A 21,416-nucleotide genomic window follows, 5' to 3' on the forward strand; every position below is an offset into this window, starting at 1 on the left:
CGGTCAGAAAAAGAGTCTGACAAAATGTCTGAACTTTTTGCCAGGCTCTTTCCTATTTAGTGGGTGCTGAATTAGGTGAGTAAAAATTCGGCGTCTTCGCTTGATTTATAGCGAATCGTTAGGTATGTATCCTTGATTTGTACGACAAGTAAAAGGGCAAAAGAAAAAAGGCGTAAGACCGTATCGATGTTTGCCATCGTAATGCCCATATCAATGGTGACGGCAATGGTATCCTTTGTTTTGGCGCGCACTAAGCCAAGGCTGCACTTTTGTTTGATAAAAGCAAAGCTGCGCTCAATTTGCCCGCGGCGATTCTCCGCATCACGCGCTGCTGCGTTCTCGGCGCGTCGTTGCTTTTCGTCAACGTTCTTGGGTTTGCGCCCGAGTTTGGGTCCTATAATCGTTATGCCTCGCTCTTTGGCAAACGCGATGTTTTCCCGATTGCGGTACAGCTTGTCGGCCAGCACTTCGTCGGGGTAATAACCGTGCTGCTCTTTATACCGCTCAACGGCCTTTTGAAAGTCGGTACTTTCATTAAACGCGTTGAAATCGACCCGTTCGATGTCGAGGATCCCATCCTGAATGGAGACATCGATTTTGGGACCAAACTCGGTATTTTGTTTCGCCTTGCCTCGTTTGATCGGGCGCACATACGGCTGGGCCAGACTGACAATCCGATGGTCCACTCGGTGGGTCTTCGTCCGATACATGAACTCCTGTTGCGTAAACAGTTCCTGGATGGTAACCAGTCGGCTCAGTTGCTTCTCTGTCAATTGTCCCCCTTGTGCCTGAAGCTCGCCGACATAACGCAAATCACGTCGCACGTACTGCAGTTGCGCTTTGATTTGTTGGCGCGTTTCCTTAGCCGTGCGACGCGGCTTCTTGGTGAACGTGACATAGGTTTTATGCGCTTCCCGTTTGTAGGTCCGCGGAATGGGAACGTGGAGCTGATGCGCTAGTTCCGTAATGAACGTTTCAAGGAACGTGCGCGCCTGGTTGAGTAAGGAATAGTCTTGTGGAAAGGGATATGAACGGGCGTGACCGTAGCGTCAAGGATCATCGTCTTCTGCTCGTCGCCCAGGCTGTCTTGAAGCTGGATTTTACACCAGCCTCCGATCATCGTACGCAACCGAGAACTGATCGGTGCGATCCGTTTCCGGAAATGCGTGAGGGCGGACGGATTGAACGGCACTTTGACTGTGTACGTGGGACACCCCATAAAGTACTGATAGGCCGGAGTATCCCGAATGGCCTTGACCAAATCAGCGTCGGAAAGACCGGTGGATTGCTTAATGAGCTGTGCCCCATAAAAAAGTCGGAAGGGTTTGCCTGCTCGGCCAAGTGGAGACGGAAAAACTTCACGATAGATAGTCTCCATCTCGGTCCACGGCAGTTGATCTGCAAGTTGCACCCATTTATTGTCCGGACTTAAAGAGACACCGAGCCCCTGTCCGAAAGATTCTATAGAAAGTTGAACTGTTTTCGTCCGATAAACCATCCCAAGCACCTCATTCATTGAAAAATGCACGGGAAATTGCGTCAGAGTGCGTGATCCCATGCATTTATTATACACTAAATGTGTGTGTAATTGTTTACTTTAAGGTGTTTTAGAATTACTAAGTATCCACTATTTATTACCCTAACTGTATTTGTTTAAAAGTTAAAGTTGTCAGGATCTGCTCCGAAGCGTTTATCTTCATTCAATGCGTCAATTTTGTCGATGTCTTCCGGAGACAGTTCAAAATTGAAAATGTCGGCGTTGCTGATGATATGCGCTTCCTGAGTCGAGCGCGGAATGGTGATGATTTCATTTTGCACATCCCAGCGCAGCATGACTTGAGCGGCTGTTTTACCGTATTTTTCTCCGATCGCTTTGAGGGTCGGATGATTGATCAACCCGCCGCTTCCAAGTGGTGAGTAGGCTTCAACGGTGATGCCTTCTTTGTAGCAGTAGTTGCGCAGCGGCACCTGGGAGAGGAGCGGATGCAGTTCGATCTGATCGACAGCCGGCTTGATCTCCGCATCCTGCAGCAAATCCTCAAGATGGTGCTCGTGGAAGTTGCAGACACCGATCGCACGTGCTCGGCCATCCTTATACAATTTTTCCATAGCCTTCCACGTTTCCTTGTACTTTCCTGCAGTCGGCCAATGGATCAGATACAGATCGACTGTCTCAATGCCCAGCTTCTTCATGCTCGTATCAAAAGCAGCCAGCGTCGACTCATAGCCCTGGTCGGCGTTCCACACCTTTGTCGTGATGAACACATCGTCCCGTTTCACTCCGGATTGACGCAGCGCTTCGCCAACGCCGGTCTCATTGCGATAGATCGCTGCCGTATCAATCATCGGATACCCGGCCGCCAGCGCAGACCGAACCGAATGGATGACCTCCTCGCCGTCCTTCACCTTCCAGACGCCAAGTCCGAAGCCTGGCATAGGCAGTCCATTATTAAGTTTTACCGTATCTTTCAACGACTGAATCATTTCATCCGCCCTCCTTATCATACTTATTTTCTCACAGATTCCAATTAGAGAAAATAAATTTGCTCATTATATTCTGTACCAATTTGCACAGGTTATCATGCATTGAAATGGAATCAGAGACGAGCAGATTCGAGCCGACCAACTTATGAGTAAACGCTGGCCTTTATAAAATTGATTCCGATTTATGCATTGATTGTCGCACTTTTATGTATCAAAAATCAGCTTTTATTTGCGTAGGGTTGGGTTTTACTTTTGTGTGATTGGCTTTCACTTTTCTCATGTTCGCTTTAACTTCCGGAGTTAGCTTTTATTATCCCCAGGATCGCTTGATAATACGTTTTACCAGGTTCACTGCAAAAAGAAAAGGTGCCCGCGGGCACCTTTTTCTCTTCATTAGTTAATGCTGGGCCGACCAGTACCATGGGCTGGTTTGCGCCAGATTGTCACTGGTCGTACTGTCGTCGCGCTCGGATAATTGCGCGGACAGATCCATAAACCAGTCACGGTCGGATGTAATCAATGCAAGATCGGTCATGCTGCGCAGTTCCTGGCCGTTCAACGGCGTAACCGGGAACGGCTTGATCAGGTAGCCGAGTGTTTCGATCACTCGACCGACCGTCGTTTCGCGGTCGCAGGCAACAACGTGGATCTTGACGGTCCCTTCCTCATGGTTGTAGTCAACGACAAAACCATGCATGAGCTCGCCATTTACCGTTCTGCCTTTTACCCAATCGCCTTTTTTCCATTTGGATTCATGTTGCATCAACCTTCACCACCGATCTTTTTTATATGTTCCTTCATTTTTCCTTTGATTCGTGCAGCAATCGGCACGTCATGCTCCGGAAGCTGCTCGGTCGATGATCCCGTTCGCTTGATCAGCGAAGCGATCGACCAATGTTCAAGATATTCTTCGAGACCGCGTTCTGCGCCCGTAAACGCAAAGTCCATTACAGAGCGAATTCGGTCGAATTCAGGGTCCTGCTCACAACCGGCGGAACACCAGCTGAGCTTTAAAGGGGTGCAAGAAATAGATTGATAGATCCGTGCCAATGTGCACTCGCTGGGATCACAGCCGATCCGATAGCCGCCGCCGAGACCTTCCTTCGTTTCGACGAGACCATTCTTACGTAGAATACTCATAATCTTGCGAATTCGTGCCGGATGCGTATGCACCTTTTGCGACAGCGACTCGCTGTTCCAGACGAGATCCGGCGTCCCGGCGAGCACAATCAGGCAATGAACCGCAATAGTAAACTGACTGTTCATTCTATGATTCCCCTTTTCGGAGATTAGTGTAATTATAATAGATACAGTTTCGAAAATCAATTGATTCCTACGTAAAAAGTGTTTTTGCCAGCATTTTACACCGTGATTCATAGTTTTTTCCAGTCATATCAAGGTTTGTGCATTGCCATATTTTGCGGAAAACATGGCGTTTCGAGATTTGTACTATTTTTTGAACACACGCATCGCTTCATAATAATTGGTGATCGGATGATAGTCTGTTTTTGTGAGTGGACTTTTTTCATAACCGATGCGGAGATTCGCGCGGCCGAGCTTCGGATACCACGCTCCGTAGCGATGATCAATGAAGTGTGCCCAGCAATAGCCGAAAAGCTGGCGATAATTATTTAAATAAAAATCGGCGTCCGGCGCTGCGGCGGCAAGCCATGCAGAGGCACCGAGCGCTTCGGCCATTACCCAGTAGTATTTATAGGGATCAAGAATCCGTCCATCCGGTGCCATTGAAAAATAGAGTCCGCCATACACGTGATCCGTCCCTGCTTTCCAAGCGGTTCGATAGAGAAAAACGGCACGATCAACAAGCCACTGCTCCGGCACATAGTCATGCAGCTTCATCAAGAGCTTGCTCCATTCAATTGAGTGACCGAGAACGAATCCGTACATCCGAAACTCGTTATTCTTATATTCGGCATGCTGCCTCCAGTCCGGCTGCCAATCGCGGTTGTACTGCTCCCAGACCAATCCCCCCGTTTGGTCGGCCAAGGTGATGGTCACAGAATGTGCGAGTGTCATCGCGCGGTGCAAATAAGCCTGTTCGCCGGTAACCTCAAAGGCAGCAATCATCGCTTCACAGGTGTGCATGTTCGCGTTTTGCCCGCAATAAGGATCCGTCACGCTCCAATCACGATTTTTTGCGTCGAGATAGAGCTGATGCTCATCGTCCCAAAGATGTTTTTCCAAAATTTGCACCTGGGCATTGAGCAGCGGACGTGTGCTGCCGATTCCCGCCTTGCCGGCTGTTGCCAGCGCGAGCAGTACGAAGGCTTGACCGTACATGTATTTTCCGTTGTCGGTCACCTTTCGCTTTTCCGCCTGCCAAAAATAGCCGCCGTAGTCATGGTCGTGCATCACCTCTTCGAGAAAACGCAGACCGTGCTCCGCCATGACTTTCCAGCGCTGCGGACCGCCGAGCAGGAAACCGATGCTGAATATGTAGATGAATCGCGCGGTACCGACGAGCGATTTGGTTTCATAATCACAGATCGTGCCGTCATCAAGGTAACAATGATAATAGCCGCCATTCACGCGATCGATACACTGCGGATCATAAAAATCAATCGTCTCGAAAATTTGCTTACGCAGCCAATCCTGATCAAAAAATGCCCGGCCGCCATCGATCTTCTCATCAAGCATTGCGCACCCTCTCTCTGCAGGTAGTCATACTAGATGTATGCAGCGTGACGGCTTGCTATGAAAACAGTGTGGAATTCGAGCGATCGAATACAATGAAAAAAGTGAGCAGAACGCATGGACTCACTCTCAGACTAGGCTCATGCTCAAAAATCGTAATCCAATGCACGAAACTATCGGTTCTATGCACGATAATCCAAATTCTATGCACAAAAAAGTGAGCGGAACGCATGAACTCACTCTCAGACCAGGCTCATGCTCAAAAACAGTGGGCCAATGCACGAAACTATCGGTTCTATGCACGATAATCCTAGTTCTATGCACGAAAAAAAGAACGGAACGCATGAACTTACTCTCAGACCAAGCTCATGCTCAAAAATCGTAATCCAATGCACGAAACTATCGGTTCTATGCACAATAATCCTAGTTCAATGCACGAAAAAAAGAGCGGAATGCATGAACTCACTCTCAGATCAGGCTCATGCTCAAAAATCGTAATCCAATGCACGAAACTATCATCGGTTCTATGCACGATAATCCTAGTTCAATGCACGAAAATGTGAGCGGAACGCATGAACTCACTCTCAGATCAGGCTCATGCTCAAAAATCGTAATCCAATGCACGAGACTATCAGTTCTATGCACGATAATCCTAGTTCAATGCACGAAAAAAAGAGCGGAATGCATGAACTCACTCTCAGACCAGGCTCATGCTCAAAAATCGTAATCCAATGCACGAAACTATTGGTTCTATGCACGATAATCCCAGTCCAATGCACGAAAAAGTGAGCGGAATGCATGAACTCACTCTCAGATCAGGCTCATGCTCAAAAATCGTAATCCAATGCACGAAAGTATCGGTTCTATGCACGATAATCCCAGTCCAATGCACGAAAAAAAGAGCGGAATGCATGAACTCACTCTCAGACCAGGCTCATGCTCAAAAATCGTAATCCAATGCACGATAATCCAAATTCTATGCACGATAATCCCAGTCCAATGCACGAAAAAAAGAGCGGAATGCATGAACTCACTCTCAGACCAGGCTCATGCTCAAAAATCGTAATCCAATGCACGATAATCCAAATTCTATGCACGATAATCCCAGCCCAATGCACAAAAATGTGAGCGGAACGCAATCAGGCTCATGCTCAAAAATCGTAATCCAATGCACGAAACTATCGGTTCTATGCACGATAATCCCAGCCCAATGCACAAAAATGTGAGCGGAACGCATGAACTTACTCTCAGACCAGGCTCATGCTCAAAAATCGTAATCCAATGCACGAAACTATCGGTTCTATGCACGAAAATTAGGTCCTCATGCACGAACCCAGACCTGACGAAAAAGTTCAACCGACTAACACAATCATGAAATTCGTATCCAATCGAGAAATTTTTAGCAACAAAAAATCCTCCCCACACCGCATAAGCGGTACGGGGAGGATTTATGTTCATGAGCGGCGGCTTGGTTTTTTCACAAAGAATGCGAGAATCAAGGCCGCTAAAATAATCAATGAAGCAACGAAGAACGCGGCATTGACGCCACGGATCAGCCCGTCAACGCCATATTTCTGCGGGTTGAGCGCGGTTGAGGCCATGACGGTGAACAGCAGCGCCGTTCCGATTGATCCGGCAACCTGGCGCATGGTATTGTTCATGGCGGTGCCGTGCGGAATCATGTTATTCGGCAGTTGGTTTAAGCCGGCTGTCGTTGTCGGCATTAAGACCATCGACAGGCCGAACATGCGCCCCGCATTCACAAGAGCCAGATAAGCAAACGATGTTGATACGTCCAAGCGGCACAGCAGCAAGGTCGTCACCAAAACAATGATGAGACCGGTGATTGCAAGGCCACGTGCGCCGACCTTATCAAAAATTCGTCCGGTGATCGGGGACATGACGCCCATCACAATTGCTCCCGGGAGCAGCATCAATCCGGACTTGAGCGGCGAGAAGCCGAGCATCGTCTGCATGTAAATCGGCAACATCGTCGCACCGGCAATAAACGCCGTAAAGCAGAGCATGCCGATCACCGTTGTCAGTGTAAAAATCGGGTAGCGGAACACCTTGAATTCCAGAATCGGCTGTTCAAGTCGAAGCTGCCTGAGAATGAACACCGTGAGTGCTACGGCACCCAGTGCGAGTGTCAGCAGTACCTCCGGATCCCCCCAGCCATGACTTCCGGCAATACTTGATCCGTACAGCAAGCCGCCGAAGCCAAGCGTTGAGAGAGCAATCGACAGAATATCCAGCTTCGGATACGTCCGCTTGGTCACATTTTTCAAAATGAAAAAAGCGAGAATAAAATCAAGTAGCGCAACCGGAAGCACAACATAGAACAAGATCCGCCATGAATAATGATTAATCAGCCAGCCGGACAAGGTCGGACCGATCGCCGGAGCGAACCCGATCACCAGACCGAAGATGCCCATGACCGATCCCCGCTTCTCAATCGGAAAAATGATAAACATAATCGTCATCATGAGCGGCATCATGATCCCGGCACCCATCGCCTGGATGATACGACCGATAATCAGAAAAAAGAAATTGTTCGAGACAAGACATACGAGCGTGCCAACCGTAAATGATCCCATCGCCGATAAAAACAGAGCGCGCGTGGTGAACCTTCCCTCGAGGAAGGCCGTAATTGGAATCATAATCCCGTTGACAAGCAGAAACACCGTCTGAATCCACTGCACCATGACCGACGTCAAGTTCAAATCATGCATAATGCTCGGCAGCGCCGTAACAAGCAGTGTCTGATTCAGAATCGTTATAAACCCACCAAAAACCAAGACAAGAACAATTGGTACCACATTGAGATTCCGGTGGACCTGAATCCTATTTTCTTCCATAATACTCATTCCAACACTTCTTTCTAAATGTTCATGATTGACAATGCTGATTAGAATTCACCGATCATCAGCACCGGGCAACCTATTCATCATATCATGAAAATTTTATTCGTGTAAGCATTATGAAGGGAACCTAATCCACCTGAGCAAAATTTACAATGCTCTTAATAAATACGCAATACACCGCTGTTTACCGTTGCATCAAACGTGTAGGTTCCTGATCCATGGACACCGCTGATCGTTTTGTCGCCGGATTGCTTCTCTTTGAGCGGCAGGATGCAGCGAAGCATTCCACTGTTCGTCTTTCCGTTGAGGCGGAAATCTGCATCATTCGGCAGATCAAAATTTGCCAGGCCCGAGTTGACCGAAGCCTTGACCGGTCCGCTCAATTCGGTGATTCCCATCTTCAAATTACCGGAATGCACCTGCGCATTGAACGCTCCGGAGAAATGGGTAACCTTTAAATTGCCCGAACGAAGATCAAGCGTTGCCGACCGCACATGTAATTGATCCATCTCCAGATTGCCCGAATGTACAACCAATTGGGCAGAGTCGGCAGAAATACCCTTCACGTTTGCGGATCCCGATGAAACATTCACCGCAAGCTTTCGATAAGTCGCCTCATCATCAAAGTTTATCGTTCCCGAGCCAATATCCAAGCTGAGCGCCCGAGCATAGCTGCGCGGAATCGTAATCGTTACCTTAGAGCGGTCCCACCAGGAAAAAAAGGAGAACTGCCTGTGCGTTTTCACCTGAATCGAGTCACCCGACCGTTGAACCGAGACACTCCCTTTGCCGCTCAACTTGGCGCGCACTTTATTCCCTTCACCGAGCACAACTTCCGCTCGAATACTTCCCGTTTTAACTTGAATCTGATTCACCTGCTTTGTTAAAGTTGCCGAGCTTTGCTGCTTGCCAAAGGGCAACCCAGGTAAATGAATCGGATTGAAAAAGATCAAATACACAACCACAACAATAGCCAGCACAATCGCAAACCGTTTCATACAAATCGCCTACCTTCCTTAAAGTAATGTCATGTAAAAAACTTGGCTCCGCCAAGTATCTGAGGCAACGTTTCGTGGAACATCCATCGTCAGCGGTGATGCTTTACTTAGTATAAAAAAACGCCGGCGATCAAGTAACCGTCCGGCGTTCTATAAATGTATACGTCTTAAGTGCTATCTATTCAGGCTCCCGGTTCATCCTGCCAGCCTTTGCAGGCATTGACCCATGATTTGCCGTTGCCTAGGCTGTACAGGTCATCAATGGTGAGCTCAATGGCGGAATTGCTGCTGCCGCATGCCGGGAACACGGTTTCGAAGCGTTTCAACGATTCGTCCATAAACACCGGCCAATCGTGTGTCAGACCAAATGGACAAACGCCGCCGACCGCGTGACCAACGAGTTCCAGCGTTTCTTCGGGCGAAAGCATATGCGCTTTGAAGCCGAATTCATGGCGGAATTTTTTATTGTCGATCTTGGCATCGCCAGCCATGACGACCAGCATCGCACCTTCCTTATTTTCGCCGCGAAAGGCGAGCGTTTTCGCGATCCGTTCCGGTTCCACATGCAAATGCTCCGCCGCCAGCTGCACCGTCGCGCTTGAGAGTTTCAGTTCAATGACATCCTTTTCACGGCCGACCGACCGAAAATAGGCCTTCACTTTTTCCACAGACATCCTAACGCCTCCCGTTCCTCTTGCATTATCGTCAAGTTTAGCAAAAAATAGTGTCCTGTCAATCCGTACTGGTTAATATATACTTTGCAAAATCTACGGATCTATTATAAATTTAAACTATTATCATTCGCGCACTTGCACGGATACTTTGGGAAAATCATAAAGAAGGGGTTGCGCATGGCAGAATTATTAACGGGAAAAGAAATTTGCGGACGCTACAGCGATCTTCAGCATGACGCGTTCGGCACTGATGACCATCAATTCAAGCTGATCACAATCGAGAAGGAAAAGTTGTATGACGTGCCTTGCTCGTTCAGCAGCAATGGAAAAAATCTGGTGACCTATAAAGAATGGGCAAACGACCCGGAAAATTACGATGATTATCATACCGATAACGTCAAGCAGATGGTTGATTATATACATGAAGGCGGAAAGCTGCCGCCAATGATGGTCAATAAGGATTTATGCTTGTATGACGGTCAGCATCGACTGACGGCATACAGCCTGATCCCGGAAATCAAGGAAGTCGAAGTATACAAGGAAGTCTGACATGAAGCGAGCGCCGCGGCGCTCGCTTTTTTACTTGGCAGCTGATGTTTCTTTTTTAAGCATATGCGTGATCCAATAGCCGAAACCAAGCCGGACTCCGGCGATGGCAACTACAAGTCCATGTCCCATGTCGCTATCTAAAGTACTGAGATACCAAGCCATCAGCATACCTTCGAACGTCACCTGTGCAATCACTAGATTGCTGATTTGTTCAAGCGTTTTGACGCTGACTCCCTTGTTCGCTTTCAACGCTTTAATTGCTTTTTCGTTCAGAATAAATGGAACAAAATGGCTGTCAAATTTGCCTCTTCTAAACTTAATAAATCCAATCAACATGCATACGATGACGATACTGACTATTGAGAGTGCTATATAGAAAAACATCCGCTCACCTCTTCAATTCGCGGACCCACTCCGCAAACGTATATTGCCAATATTTTCCCGAAAGCGGTACTTCATCCGCTTTTCCCGAATCGAGTTGCTCAATCAGGCGGCGCCACAGGTCCTGGCGATTCCGGTCCGCAAAGCGATGCGTCCATTTTTCCACAACCCATAGAAACAAAACACATGTCAGTGCCACGTTCAGCAGCGTAAAGAAACTGCCCAGATCAACAGACAGTAGGAGTCCGCCAAACAATCCGCAGATCAGCATGATAGCGACGATGATCAATTTGATAATCTGAAAAATTTTTCCTTTTTTTAGGATACTCTCCGACTTCGGCACATGAAGGCTGGCCTCAGTCCGTTCCATCAGTGGAAGCAAATAATCGCTCGTTGGAATTTCAATTTTTTTATCGTAATGGTCGACGAGTTGATTGACGGCCTTCACTTCTACCTTCTTTCCTAAATAACGGTGACCTTTCATGACAATGGCTGAGACCAACGAAGGAAAGGCGAGACAAATTAATACCCACATGATGATGTATTGGTTAAGAGGGAGATCGCTAAGCTCATCCCGGTGGGCCAGCAGCTGATCGATCATGGTCGCATCAATTAGCGCATGGTAAAAAATCATGATGAAGGAGAGCAGCGAACAGACTCCGGCAACCGATCTTACGATCCGGAGCGGCGACTGGGTTCGAGCATTGTAGTCCTCCCACGTAATACTCGGATTGGCGGCCCATGCTCTGAATGTAAAATTGATTAAGGCAACGATCGCGAAGAAGATCAGTGCGCTCAAGCTGATCCAGACATGGCCAAGGTTGAATGTGAGGCCGATCGCGCCGAGCCAAACCACGAATACGATCGCATTCTCTATGTATAGGCGGCGACGCTTTTTCCAATGATCTTGATTCCAGTGAATCCATTTGGCACGTTGCTGTTCTTCCGAGTTGACATGAATCCCGCTCAGCAGCGCCCAGAAATAAAATAAGCACAAAAAGACAAGGACTAACGACATCGTGAAGCCTCCCTGATTACTCGTTTCTCATATTGTAGCAGAGTATAGAAAAAAGATGGCACCGGATATTCGGAGCCATCTCTTTTTGCATGAGAGAATTTTTTAACGGCATGCCGGATGCCATGGAAATTGCGGGCACCACCACGGTCTCGGCGGACGCGGCGGCTGTTGCGGGAACGGTACCCCGCGCGGCGGATACGGCCCGAGATAAGTAAGTCCGGACATATCTGTAAAATGTTCCTGGTGCTGTACCCAGCGCCGCTGCTGCGGCAAATAGACATTCATGCTGACCATGCCTGTATTCTGGTTGACGCCGAGCAGTTGGATCAGCATCATCTGATTATAGCTGGCGAGCCGCGTTTGATAGAAATGGCCGCGTCTGCCGCGATTAAGTTCTTGCTGAATCGCGTTTGTCGGAACAAGAAACGGCTGCGGTTGTTCGCGTTCATCGTAATCATCATCATCATATTCGGTCACATACCTGTAAGGCTCATATTCATATGATTCATAGCCATACGGATACCCAGATCCGTTTGGATCGTCATACATTTTTATAAACACCTGCCTATCTTGTTTGTAATACTATATGCCGGGCATTTTCATTGGGTTGGGCTGTGGCCCAGTTTGAAGCTATGAAGAAAAAGACGGCTCTGCATGATGCGGGTGCCATCTTTTTTCATCAGCAGCCGGGAAACCAAGAATATTGCTGACACCACGGCGGACGCGGCGTACCGGTACCTTGGCCGCCTCCTTGCGTGCCGCCCGGTCCACCACCTTGCGTTCCTCCTTGGCCGCCGAGTGGCGGAGGGGTCGGACCAAGATAAGTCAGCCCGAACATATCCGATTTATGCTCTTGATGAAACATCCATTGCCCGGTTTGCGGCATGTAGACGTTCATACTGACCATGCCGGTTGTTGGGTTTATACCAAGCAGCTGGATCGTCACTAGTTCACCGAAGCTTGCCAGCCTGGTACGGTAATAATGTCCGGTCCTTCCCAGCTTAATTTCATTTTCAATTGTTGCCGTCGGCAGCAGTGTCGGCATCTGTTCACGATAAGGATCGTACGCATTTTCATTAAATTGATTCCCATTATAATAGCCATAAGGATCGTAAAAATAACCATCCTCGAATTCGTTTGTCATACAGTCACCCGCCCCTCTCATTATGTATTACTATATGTCGGGCGATTGTATTGGGCTGGGCGCGATCAAGCCCAATTTCAATTTTAATTATTTTGTTTGTGTAAACGTTTTCTAATACGGCTTGTTGATTCGATTTCTATTATTATGCAGTGTTTTGGCTTCATTTTTACTGTTTTGTCGTTTCGTTTTTTTTCGGGAAATTTGTTATTCTCTTTTTAAAAGATCTTTGAAGTTAAGGAGATGATTGATTGATCAAAAAACAGAGAACGATGCCCCATATTCTCCGTCAACTAAGCGCGTTGAAACGCCGCCTCCCTCCAAATCATCCGCAATTCGCGCTGATTTGCCAGGATGAGAAAAATCGCTCGAACGGATATAAAGGTGAGGAAGCGATTGATTATTACCTTGCCGATCTGCCGGATGATTTCTCCATCTATCATGGCCTGCGCCTGCCGATGAACCATTCCTTTTTCCAAATGGACACGCTCATTCTAACCTATTCCTTCCTATTAATAATTGAAATTAAGGCACTAAAAGGAGAGGTCTATTTCGACCCGGTGTTCAAACAAATGATCCGAACACTCAATGGTAAGTCGGAAGGATTTCGTTGTCCGATTGTGCAAGTAAAAAGGCAAAATGATTGTCTGAGTCGTTGGTGCGCGGCCCACAGATTTCCGCAAGCTCCGATTGAAGACTTCGTCACGTTCAGCAATCCTGAAACCATACTCAAAACAGCTTCCGGCAATACAATCGTTCCTCGAAAAGTCTGCCACATGCACCAAGTTCCCGATCGCATTCAGGCACTCACGCGTGCTCCGGTTAACATACGCCTAACCGATCAAGAACGCGATCGGCTCAACGATCAACTTATCCAAGCCCATACACCACTTATCCAGAATGTGCGTGAGCTCTATCATATTGATGACAAAGACCTACTCACCGGCGTTCAATGTCCAAACTGCCACGCCATCCCCATGATTCGAGCCCATGGCAGCTGGCATTGTTCACGTTGCGGCCGAGATTCAAAAACCGCGCACCACACCCTGCTTGACGACTACTTCTTGCTGATGTCACCAACTATAACGAACCGTGAGTTCCGACACTGGGCGCACCTAGATTCTCGAGCGCAGGCAACGAACCTGCTAAAGAACATGAACCTTCGCTATACAGGCACACAGCGACATACAATTTATCACGAACCTGATCAACATTGAAAAACCAGCCTTCTTTGACGGCTGGTTTCTTCTTTTGTCTTTATATAGATGTGTACAAGCCTCGGCTTGTACACTCCTTTTGATCTTTCGTGCATTGGATCACTGGTTTCGTGCATTGGCCAATTGATTTGGTGCATTGACTCGGATCAGGCTGGCGTTCATGCATTGGGCACTACTTTTCGTGCATTGAACCAAGGTTTTCGTGCATTGGATCACTGGTTTCATGCATTGGCCAATTGATTTGGTGCATTGACTCAGATCAGGCTGGCGTTCATGCATTGAGTACTACTTTTCGTGCATTGGATCACTAATTTCATGCATTGGCCAATTGATTTGGTGCATTGCTTTTTGGATGTGATTTGTTGACATCCATTCCCTAGCATTTTATACTGATATCAGCTACTTGGCATTGCAAAGTAGCTGATTTTTCACACTGGTATCTTGTTTTGCAACATACCGTTTTAAGAAAGGAGCAGCTATGTCTGTTCGGACCCAGCTTTTGAAAGGTGTGCTTGATGGCTGTGTGCTGTCGATCATCGAAAAGGAATCCGTATATGGTTATGAATTATCAAAGAAGCTGCAGCTGGCCGGATTGAGTGATGTCAGTGAAGGGACGATCTATCCGGTGCTGCTGAGGTTGCAGAAAAATGGTTATATTCGCGGGGAGATGCGGCCGTCGGAATCGGGGCCGGACCGCAAGTATTACTCGCTGACGGACGATGGACTTGCAGCGCTGAAGGAACTGGCGCTGGAATGGGCAAATATCGCCGGTCCGGTCACGACATTAATGCAAAGGAGGCACACAAATGATTAGCTCAAAACAACTAATCTCGGAAAATAATGAAAGGCGCAAGTTGCTGACTAAGGAAAATGAAAAATACTATGATGATATGCTCGTCTACATTCGATTAAAGGCAAAATCATCGGATCAGGAAAGCGAAGAGGTACTGATGGAACTGCTCAATCACTTGATTGATGGACAGCAGGATGGAAAAACGGCGGCCGACATCTTCGGTGATGATCCAAAGGGATATGCAGATGAGCTGATCAGCGAGCTGCCCAAAGCGCACTTGCGCACCAGGCTTCCGTTTCTCAGCTATCTGTTAATCAACCTCATCTCTATATTTTTACTTGTCCGAGGCGCCGCTTTATTTATCGGCGGCTTCTTCAAGCCTGTGGACGCGACCGTCTTTATCGTCAAATCTACGCTGATTACGGTTTACTGGCTCTTGGCGATCGCATTTCTTATCTGGTTCATTTTGCATCTTGTCGAGAACGCCCTCTTCAAAAAAGTAAGCAATTGGAAAGATGTATTGAAAGCCGGGCTGGTTGGTATCATCAGTTTTGGTCTAGGTACTGCGCTGCTGTATCTGATTCCCAACTTCGGCCCGTCCTTCTCATTCGGCTGGCTTCCGTCGCTTGTGAGCGGTGCCATCCTGTGGCTGATCAGTTTTTGGACAAAGAAAAAGTTTAACCTTTTTTAGGTAGGGAACCCTAGTGTACAAATGAACAATTGCGGCTTGGTAAAAAAGGAATCGTTTCCCCCTGTTCTTCCGATCGCCAACGAACCCGACCCGGACTGTTCGCCGCCTTGCCGCCCATGCTTTTCGGCGCGCTCGCCTGAAGCACAAGTGAAACGCCGGATCTGCATCACACGTAAATGACCTGAGGAGGGATCCAATGAACGATTATGAATTGCGCGCTTATGATGAAATCATGGCTTGGAAGCGCAAGATGCTCAAGCCCTCGAGTTTGCTCAATCGTATGTCTAAAAAAGTTCAGGCAAAAATGAACGGGTATATACCTGAAAAAGTGCAACATGCGATCACGGCGGCAATAAAAGGTATGGTTCAATCGACACTGACCGGTTCGCATTGGATCACCAAAAAGAATCAAGCTGCCGGTTTGTCACTGGAAGAAAAAGATCGAATCGTGACTGAAAAATTGTCCAATTACCGTAAAACCGCTGTTGTAGAAGGTGCGGGTACCGGTGCAGGCGGAATCCTGCTTGGCCTGGCCGATTTTCCGCTCCTGTTGTCCATCAAAATGAAATTTCTTTTTGATGCGGCATCGGTTTATGGTTTTGATACGAAGGAATATGAGGAGCGGATCTTCATTTTGCAAGTGTTCAAGCTCGCTTTTTCGAGTGATGACGTGCGGAATGAGACGCTCGAAATCATTGAGAATTGGGGGACGCGCAAGCAGGAATTTATGGAGATGGACTGGCAAGAGTTCCAGCAGGAATATCGGGACTATCTCGATTTTGCAAAAATGCTACAGCTGATGCCCGGAATCGGTGCCGCAGTCGGTGCAGTGGTCAACTATAATCTGCTCGACCGGCTTGGTGAAACAGCAAAGAATTCTTATCGGCTGCGCCTCCTTACCGCCCAGCCTAAATGGATTGAATCATCATCGCCGAAAGACTAAGGCCTTTTCATTGGTGAGCGTATCGGTGCGACACCATGAATCGGCCTCATTACAAAAAAACAGGAGAGCAGCAAAATGATTGCTGCTCTCCTGTTTTTTATAAAACTTTGCTTAGAAATGCTTGCGTTCGCTCCTCTTGTGGGTGTTCGAACAGTTGGTTTGGTTCATTTTCTTCTACTATATAACCGCCGTCCATGAAAATGACGCGGTCGCCGACTTCACGTGCGAAGCCCATTTCATGAGTAACGACAACCATCGTCATCCCATCCTTGGCGAGCTGCTTCATGACATCGAGCACTTCGCCGACCATTTCAGGATCGAGCGCCGAGGTCGGTTCGTCGAACAGCATCATTTTCGGTTCCATCGCAAGTGCGCGGGCAATCGCGATACGCTGTTTCTGACCACCGGATAATGAATCGGGGTAGGCATTCGCTTTTTCTGCGAGCCCGACCTTGCCGAGCAGTTCCATTGCTTTTGTCTTCGCCTGTTCCCTGCTCACCTTTTTCACCTTAAGCGGTGCGATCATAATATTGTCAAGCACAGTCATATGCGGGAACAAATTAAACTGCTGAAACACCATGCCGACATCCTGTCGAATTTGGTTGATGTTCGCTTTTTTGTCGGCAATATCCGTGCCTTCAATGTATACATGCCCGGAGGTGATTGACTCAAGCAGATTAATGCAGCGGAGCAGTGTCGATTTGCCTGATCCGGACGGACCGATGACAACGACCACTTGCTGCTTCTCCACTTCAAGATTAATTTTTTTCAATACTTCATTGTCGCCGAACGACTTTTTCAAATCTTCTACTTTGATCATCATTTTGTCGCCATCCTTCTTTCCAGGCGATTTACTAAGAAGCTCATGGTCAAGGTCAGGATCAGATAGATGAAGGAAATCGTCAAGTACGGTGTCCAGACGATTGCATACTGCGCGCCCATTGCCTGCGCCCAATAGGTCAGTTCAGGTGCCGCGATTGCCGCGATCAGCGAGCTGTCCTTAATCAGACTGATGAATTCATTGCCCATCGGCGGAAGCACGCGACGAACGGCCTGCGGCAATACGATATAGCGCATGGCCTGGAGCTTGCTCATTCCAAGTGAACGTGCCGCCTCGGTCTGACCTTCGTCAATGGATTGAATACCGGCACGGAAAACCTCGGCAATATATGCTGCCTCATTCAATGAGAGTGCAAGAGCACCGGCGAGAATGCCGTTTGATTGACCAAAAACAGCCGGAACGACACCAAAATGAATAATAAGAATTTGTACATACAGCGGCGTTCCTCGAAAGAAGGTAATGTAGCAGATAAACGGCCATGACAACGCCTTATTATTGATCATTTTCCCGAAACAGACAAGTAAACCGAGCAGTGTCCCGAATACGATGCCGGCAAGTGAAAAACCGACCGTAAATAATGTTCCGCTTGCAAAAAAGGGCAAATATTCTCTGATGATGTCCAAAGGGTTAACGCCCAAATGAATCCTCCCCTAACTTAAAAAGTTGCTTAACAAGATCGTTAAGCAACCTCTATCTGTAACTCGTTGGTTTAAAAGCTTATTGCTGAGCTTTCAATGTATCAAGGTCCGGAGAAACTTTAAACCATTTTTTATAGATTTTTACATAAGTACCGTCGCTGTACAGCTTGTTGATTGCCTTGTCGAAGACCGGTTTCAGCTTGCTGTCTTTCGGGTACATGATCCCGTAGAATTCAGGTTCGAATGCATCTTTGTCTTCAACGACCTTCAAATTCTTGCTTGGGTTGTTGCGTGCATATTGCTCAATTACCGTGTTGTCGGCAACGACCGCATCAGCACCCTTGTTCAGCATTTCCATGATTGCCAGGTTGATCGTCTTGAACTTTTTAACCTTTGGATTGTTCTTGCCGACAATTTTTTCAACCGCAGCTTGTCCGGTTGTGCCTTGTTGAACGGCAATGGTTTTTCCCTTCAGGTCGGCAGCTGATTTAATCGTGCTGCTTTTAGCTACAAGAATTTTGTTTGTTGAAAGGAAGTAAGGTTTAGAGAAATCATAGGTCTTTGCACGATCAGCAGTGATTGAGATTGCTGAAATACTCATATCAGCCGTCTTTGATTTCAGTTCGGCAAACACAGGGTCCCAACCGACATTGACCAGTTTGTATTTGTAACCGGAAGCTTTGCTGAGCGCCTTCATAATGTCAACATCAAAGCCGACCATCTTACCCTTGTCCAAACTTTCAAATGGCGGATAAGTCGCATCGTTAACCACGCGCAATACTTTTTTCGTTGCTGCTTTCTTAGATGATGAACCGCTGTCGCTGCCGGATGAACAGGCCGTGAATATTAAAACGAATGCCAGTAAAAGTGATAAAACAGATAATTTCTTTATCATTTAAAGCTTCCCCCTGTATCTTTCTAATTAATTGCGAATTAAATTATTTTTAATTATACTCTCTCTTTGAAAGTGATAGCAAGATAAAAGTTGAATTTTAGAACAATTTAAGCATTTTCATGAGAGGAAAGCTGACAAAAAGACCGAAGGGGTCATCCCCTTCGGTCTTTGCTAAGTATCGTGAATCAGCCGAATACTTTGACGCGTTCGTCGATCGGTGCGAATTCCTTTTCACCAGCCGGTGCTGCACTATTGCCAAATGGCATTTGCGCACGGAGCTTCCAGTTCTTCGGAAGATTAAATTCTGATTGAACCGCCTCGTCGATCAGCGGATTGTAGTGTTGCAGTGATGCACCGACGCCGATTTCAGACAGTGCAGTCCATACTGCAAATTGTGTGATCCCTGTGCTGTGTTCCGACCATACAGGGAAGTTGTCGGCATACAGTGCGAATTGTTCCTGCAGACTTTTAACAACATCCTGATCTTCGAAGAACAGTATGGTTCCGACACCTGCGTTAAATGAAGCGAGCTTTTGTGCGGTTGAGTCGAATGGCTGACCTTCAGGAATTACTTTGCGCAGTTCCTTTTCTGCAATACCGCCTTCACCCCAAATTTTTTCACTCTCAGCTCCGAACAAGACAACAGCATGCGCCGTCTGTGAGTTGAATGCGGAAGGTGAGTATTTGACTGCATCCTGAATCGTCTTAATGATTTCTTCCTTGCTTGCTTTCACGTTCTTATCTAAGGCATAGATGGATCTGCGATTTTCGATTGCATTAATAAATGTGTTTGCCATGAGTAAAAACACTCCTTAACTAATTAATTTTTCTTTACTTACATAAGTATAGTTTATGATTAAAAAAAAGTAAACCATTTGCACTTACTTTTTTTCAGTCGCATGTTCTCCATACCATTTGTTCGCCCAATTGTGTACTTCTTCCAAAATCGGTTTCGATTCGATTCCCATCTCAGTCAAACGATAGGTAACCTGGACCGGATAACCCGTGTCGACCATACGTTGAATAATGCCCATCTCTTCCAACTCTCTAAGCCGTGCGGACAGCATCCGATCACTTAATTCAGGAATTGCTGCAGAGATCGAACTAAAATGAGTTTCCCCAGATAGGAGCACTTCTATAATCAAACCATTCCATTTTTTTCCTAGAATCTGAAAAGCTTTCTCAAATTTGGGACAGACTGAAACCGCTCTTTGCATAATGCTCACCCCTCTCTATATTGTACTATACATACAAAAAATAACCAACTAACTTTTATTAATTAAGTGTCTTTTTATCCTATTCGTAGTTTGTCATTTAAAAAGGGTCAAACTGGTCGACCGTCTAGGCTGTTCACATGAGTCTTTTTCGCAATGCAAAGCGACATCATCGCAGCGAGCAGACATGCCGCCCCGGCCGAGATGAAAGGAACGTTATAGCTTCCGAGCATGTCGCGCATCGCTCCGGCGCCATATGCGGCAATGGAAGCCCCAAGCTGGTGGGCGACTGCCACCCATCCAAAGATCATGCCCGCTTTTGCGTTGCCGAATTCTTTTGCGGCGAGCTTCACCGTCGGCGGCACGGTTGCAATCCAGTCCAAGCCATAGAAAACGGTAAAAATCATTAACATTGGATTCGAAGCATCGAGCGCATAGGGAAGAAAAAGAAGCGAAAGCCCGCGCAGACTATAATACCAAAACAGAAGCTTTCGGCTGTCCATGCGATCAGACAGCAAGCCGGACAACGTGGTGCCAAGCAGATCGAATACACCCATCGTCGCCAACATGCCCGCCGTTGTGACCTCCGGGATACCATGATCGTGGCCCGCCGGGATGAAATGTGTCCCAATTAAGCCGTTGGTCGAGAATCCGCAGAAGAAAAAGGTGCCGGCAAGCAACCAAAACGTGCGATTCGTTAAGGACGATCGCAGTGCAACCAGCGGCGCGAGCAATGCGTTCTCTTTGATCTGCTCCGGTTTGACCACTTTTGTTGATCCATATGGCGCAAGACCCAAATCATACGGATGGTCACGCATCCAAACGGCAACGATAACCATTAATACCGCGATCACTGCGACAATTGTGATCATCGCATAGCGCCAGCCGGCATCAACCGTTATTTTGGCGAGCAATGGAAGGAAAAGCAACTGACCGGTCGCTGCACTGGCTGTCAATATTCCTACAACCAAACCGCGCCGCTTCTGAAACCAATTGCCGCTCACGGTTACTCCAAGCACATTCGCCATCATACCCGTGGCTAATCCGGAAACAAGTCCCCATAATAGTTCGAATTGCCATAAAGCATTCATTATTGGTGTCAACGCCAAGCTCGCTCCAAGTACTGTCAGCGAAATCACGACCATCTTTCGTATCCCGAAACGCAGCAGTAAAATCGCCGAGAACGGACCAACCAAGCCATATAATAGGATGCCAATCGAAATCACACTGGAAATGCTGCCGCGGCTCCAGCCGAATTCGTTCTGAAATGGAACAATCAGCACGCCCGGCATCGATCGCACACCGGCGGAAACAAGAAGCGTCAGGAACGTGACCAGAACAACAACCCAGCCATAGTGTATTTTTGCTAACTTCATACGTCACCTCAAGTCTTTTCTTTTCGTCGTATACAATACTCGGT

General features: G+C 47.3%; 22 protein-coding genes and 1 pseudogene. 5 read left to right on the forward strand and 18 right to left on the reverse strand.

Translation table 11 applies throughout. The annotated features are described in order from the left end of the window. Nucleotides 1-71 precede the first annotated feature (71 nt). The 8 genes and pseudogenes from AC1MBV_RS06900 to AC1MBV_RS06935 all read right to left on the reverse strand — a co-directional run bounded on the left by AC1MBV_RS06900 (nucleotide 72) and on the right by AC1MBV_RS06935 (nucleotide 9,675). Nucleotides 72-1,498, reverse strand: a pseudogene (locus AC1MBV_RS06900) (IS5 family transposase). 155 nt (nucleotides 1,499-1,653) lie between these two features. Continuing rightward, on the reverse strand, nucleotides 1,654-2,484 hold the full coding sequence (locus tag AC1MBV_RS06905; RefSeq protein ID WP_255747336.1) for an aldo/keto reductase: 831 nt from the start codon (nucleotides 2,482-2,484) through the stop codon (nucleotides 1,654-1,656). Nucleotides 2,485-2,881: 397 nt separating this feature from the next. Then, on the reverse strand, nucleotides 2,882-3,247 hold the full coding sequence (locus AC1MBV_RS06910; RefSeq protein WP_255747416.1) for a hypothetical protein: 366 nt from the start codon (nucleotides 3,245-3,247) through the stop codon (nucleotides 2,882-2,884). Continuing rightward, nucleotides 3,247-3,750: an Rrf2 family transcriptional regulator gene (locus AC1MBV_RS06915; protein WP_255747337.1), complete on the reverse strand. Its 504-nt coding sequence runs from the start codon at nucleotides 3,748-3,750 to the stop codon at nucleotides 3,247-3,249. Before AC1MBV_RS06915 ends, AC1MBV_RS06910 begins: the two co-directional genes overlap by 1 nt. Before the next feature lie 183 nt (nucleotides 3,751-3,933). Continuing rightward, on the reverse strand, nucleotides 3,934-5,142 hold the full coding sequence (locus AC1MBV_RS06920) for an AGE family epimerase/isomerase (protein ID WP_480947957.1): 1,209 nt from the start codon (nucleotides 5,140-5,142) through the stop codon (nucleotides 3,934-3,936). Between the two features lie 1,451 nt (nucleotides 5,143-6,593). After that, nucleotides 6,594-8,006 carry a DHA2 family efflux MFS transporter permease subunit gene (locus AC1MBV_RS06925; protein WP_255747340.1) on the reverse strand — a complete coding sequence of 471 codons (1,413 nt, stop codon included), beginning with the start codon at nucleotides 8,004-8,006 and terminating at the stop codon, nucleotides 6,594-6,596. Between the two features lie 155 nt (nucleotides 8,007-8,161). After that, nucleotides 8,162-9,001: a DUF4097 family beta strand repeat-containing protein gene (locus tag AC1MBV_RS06930; RefSeq protein ID WP_480947958.1), complete on the reverse strand. Its 840-nt coding sequence runs from the start codon at nucleotides 8,999-9,001 to the stop codon at nucleotides 8,162-8,164. Nucleotides 9,002-9,183: 182 nt separating this feature from the next. Further along, the gene (locus AC1MBV_RS06935) at nucleotides 9,184-9,675 is read right to left on the reverse strand and encodes a YbaK/EbsC family protein (RefSeq protein ID WP_480947959.1); all 492 of its coding nucleotides are present in this window, start codon (nucleotides 9,673-9,675) and stop codon (nucleotides 9,184-9,186) included. Between the two features lie 177 nt (nucleotides 9,676-9,852). On the opposite strand from AC1MBV_RS06935, the gene AC1MBV_RS06940 reads away from it, so the two are divergent. Further along, on the forward strand, nucleotides 9,853-10,224 hold the full coding sequence (locus AC1MBV_RS06940; RefSeq protein ID WP_255747346.1) for a ParB N-terminal domain-containing protein: 372 nt from the start codon (nucleotides 9,853-9,855) through the stop codon (nucleotides 10,222-10,224). 30 nt (nucleotides 10,225-10,254) lie between these two features. Here the strand turns inward: AC1MBV_RS06940 and AC1MBV_RS06945 are convergent, their stop codons facing one another. From AC1MBV_RS06945 to AC1MBV_RS06960, 4 genes are all read right to left on the reverse strand, one after another. Then, entirely contained in the window at nucleotides 10,255-10,608 is a 354-nt protein-coding gene (locus AC1MBV_RS06945) for a hypothetical protein (RefSeq protein ID WP_480947960.1), read from the reverse strand. A gap of 4 nt (nucleotides 10,609-10,612) precedes the next feature. Beyond that, complete coding sequence (locus tag AC1MBV_RS06950) at nucleotides 10,613-11,623, reverse strand: hypothetical protein (protein ID WP_480947961.1); 1,011 nt, start codon at nucleotides 11,621-11,623, stop codon at nucleotides 10,613-10,615. 102 nt (nucleotides 11,624-11,725) lie between these two features. Next, on the reverse strand, nucleotides 11,726-12,172 hold the full coding sequence (locus AC1MBV_RS06955) for a hypothetical protein (RefSeq protein ID WP_480947962.1): 447 nt from the start codon (nucleotides 12,170-12,172) through the stop codon (nucleotides 11,726-11,728). Nucleotides 12,173-12,302: 130 nt separating this feature from the next. Continuing rightward, nucleotides 12,303-12,767, reverse strand: a complete 465-nt coding sequence (locus AC1MBV_RS06960) for a hypothetical protein (RefSeq protein ID WP_480947963.1) — start codon at nucleotides 12,765-12,767, stop codon at nucleotides 12,303-12,305. A 248-nt stretch (nucleotides 12,768-13,015) separates the two neighbouring features. Between AC1MBV_RS06960 and AC1MBV_RS06965 the strand changes: the two genes are divergently transcribed. The 4 genes from AC1MBV_RS06965 (at nucleotide 13,016) to AC1MBV_RS06980 (ending at nucleotide 16,408) form a co-directional block, all read left to right on the forward strand. Next, the gene (locus AC1MBV_RS06965) at nucleotides 13,016-13,981 is read left to right on the forward strand and encodes a nuclease-related domain-containing protein (RefSeq protein WP_480947964.1); all 966 of its coding nucleotides are present in this window, start codon (nucleotides 13,016-13,018) and stop codon (nucleotides 13,979-13,981) included. 478 nt (nucleotides 13,982-14,459) lie between these two features. Then, complete coding sequence (locus AC1MBV_RS06970) at nucleotides 14,460-14,795, forward strand: PadR family transcriptional regulator (RefSeq protein ID WP_255747357.1); 336 nt, start codon at nucleotides 14,460-14,462, stop codon at nucleotides 14,793-14,795. After that, entirely contained in the window at nucleotides 14,788-15,465 is a 678-nt protein-coding gene (locus AC1MBV_RS06975) for a DUF1129 family protein (protein WP_480947965.1), read from the forward strand. The genes AC1MBV_RS06970 and AC1MBV_RS06975 overlap by 8 nt, the downstream gene beginning before the upstream one ends. A 196-nt stretch (nucleotides 15,466-15,661) precedes the next feature. Beyond that, nucleotides 15,662-16,408, forward strand: coding sequence for an EcsC family protein (locus AC1MBV_RS06980; RefSeq protein WP_480947966.1), 747 nt, complete (start codon nucleotides 15,662-15,664; stop codon nucleotides 16,406-16,408). 97 nt (nucleotides 16,409-16,505) lie between these two features. Here AC1MBV_RS06980 and AC1MBV_RS06985 read toward each other — a convergent pair whose 3' ends face one another. The 6 genes from AC1MBV_RS06985 to AC1MBV_RS07010 all read right to left on the reverse strand — a co-directional run bounded on the left by AC1MBV_RS06985 (nucleotide 16,506) and on the right by AC1MBV_RS07010 (nucleotide 21,372). Then, on the reverse strand, nucleotides 16,506-17,228 hold the full coding sequence (locus AC1MBV_RS06985; protein WP_255747418.1) for an amino acid ABC transporter ATP-binding protein: 723 nt from the start codon (nucleotides 17,226-17,228) through the stop codon (nucleotides 16,506-16,508). Further along, on the reverse strand, nucleotides 17,228-17,887 hold the full coding sequence (locus AC1MBV_RS06990; protein WP_255747363.1) for an amino acid ABC transporter permease: 660 nt from the start codon (nucleotides 17,885-17,887) through the stop codon (nucleotides 17,228-17,230). Before AC1MBV_RS06990 ends, AC1MBV_RS06985 begins: the two co-directional genes overlap by 1 nt. 79 nt (nucleotides 17,888-17,966) lie before the next feature. Further along, the gene (locus tag AC1MBV_RS06995) at nucleotides 17,967-18,782 is read right to left on the reverse strand and encodes a basic amino acid ABC transporter substrate-binding protein (protein ID WP_480947967.1); all 816 of its coding nucleotides are present in this window, start codon (nucleotides 18,780-18,782) and stop codon (nucleotides 17,967-17,969) included. A gap of 185 nt (nucleotides 18,783-18,967) precedes the next feature. Continuing rightward, nucleotides 18,968-19,579: a nitroreductase family protein gene (locus AC1MBV_RS07000; RefSeq protein WP_255747367.1), complete on the reverse strand. Its 612-nt coding sequence runs from the start codon at nucleotides 19,577-19,579 to the stop codon at nucleotides 18,968-18,970. Nucleotides 19,580-19,663: 84 nt separating this feature from the next. Beyond that, the gene (locus AC1MBV_RS07005; protein ID WP_255747369.1) at nucleotides 19,664-19,999 is read right to left on the reverse strand and encodes a winged helix-turn-helix transcriptional regulator; all 336 of its coding nucleotides are present in this window, start codon (nucleotides 19,997-19,999) and stop codon (nucleotides 19,664-19,666) included. 107 nt (nucleotides 20,000-20,106) lie between these two features. After that, entirely contained in the window at nucleotides 20,107-21,372 is a 1,266-nt protein-coding gene (locus tag AC1MBV_RS07010; protein WP_480947968.1) for an MFS transporter, read from the reverse strand. Nucleotides 21,373-21,416 lie beyond the last annotated feature (44 nt).

This window comes from Sporolactobacillus sp. PKPK-6 (assembly GCF_056678885.1).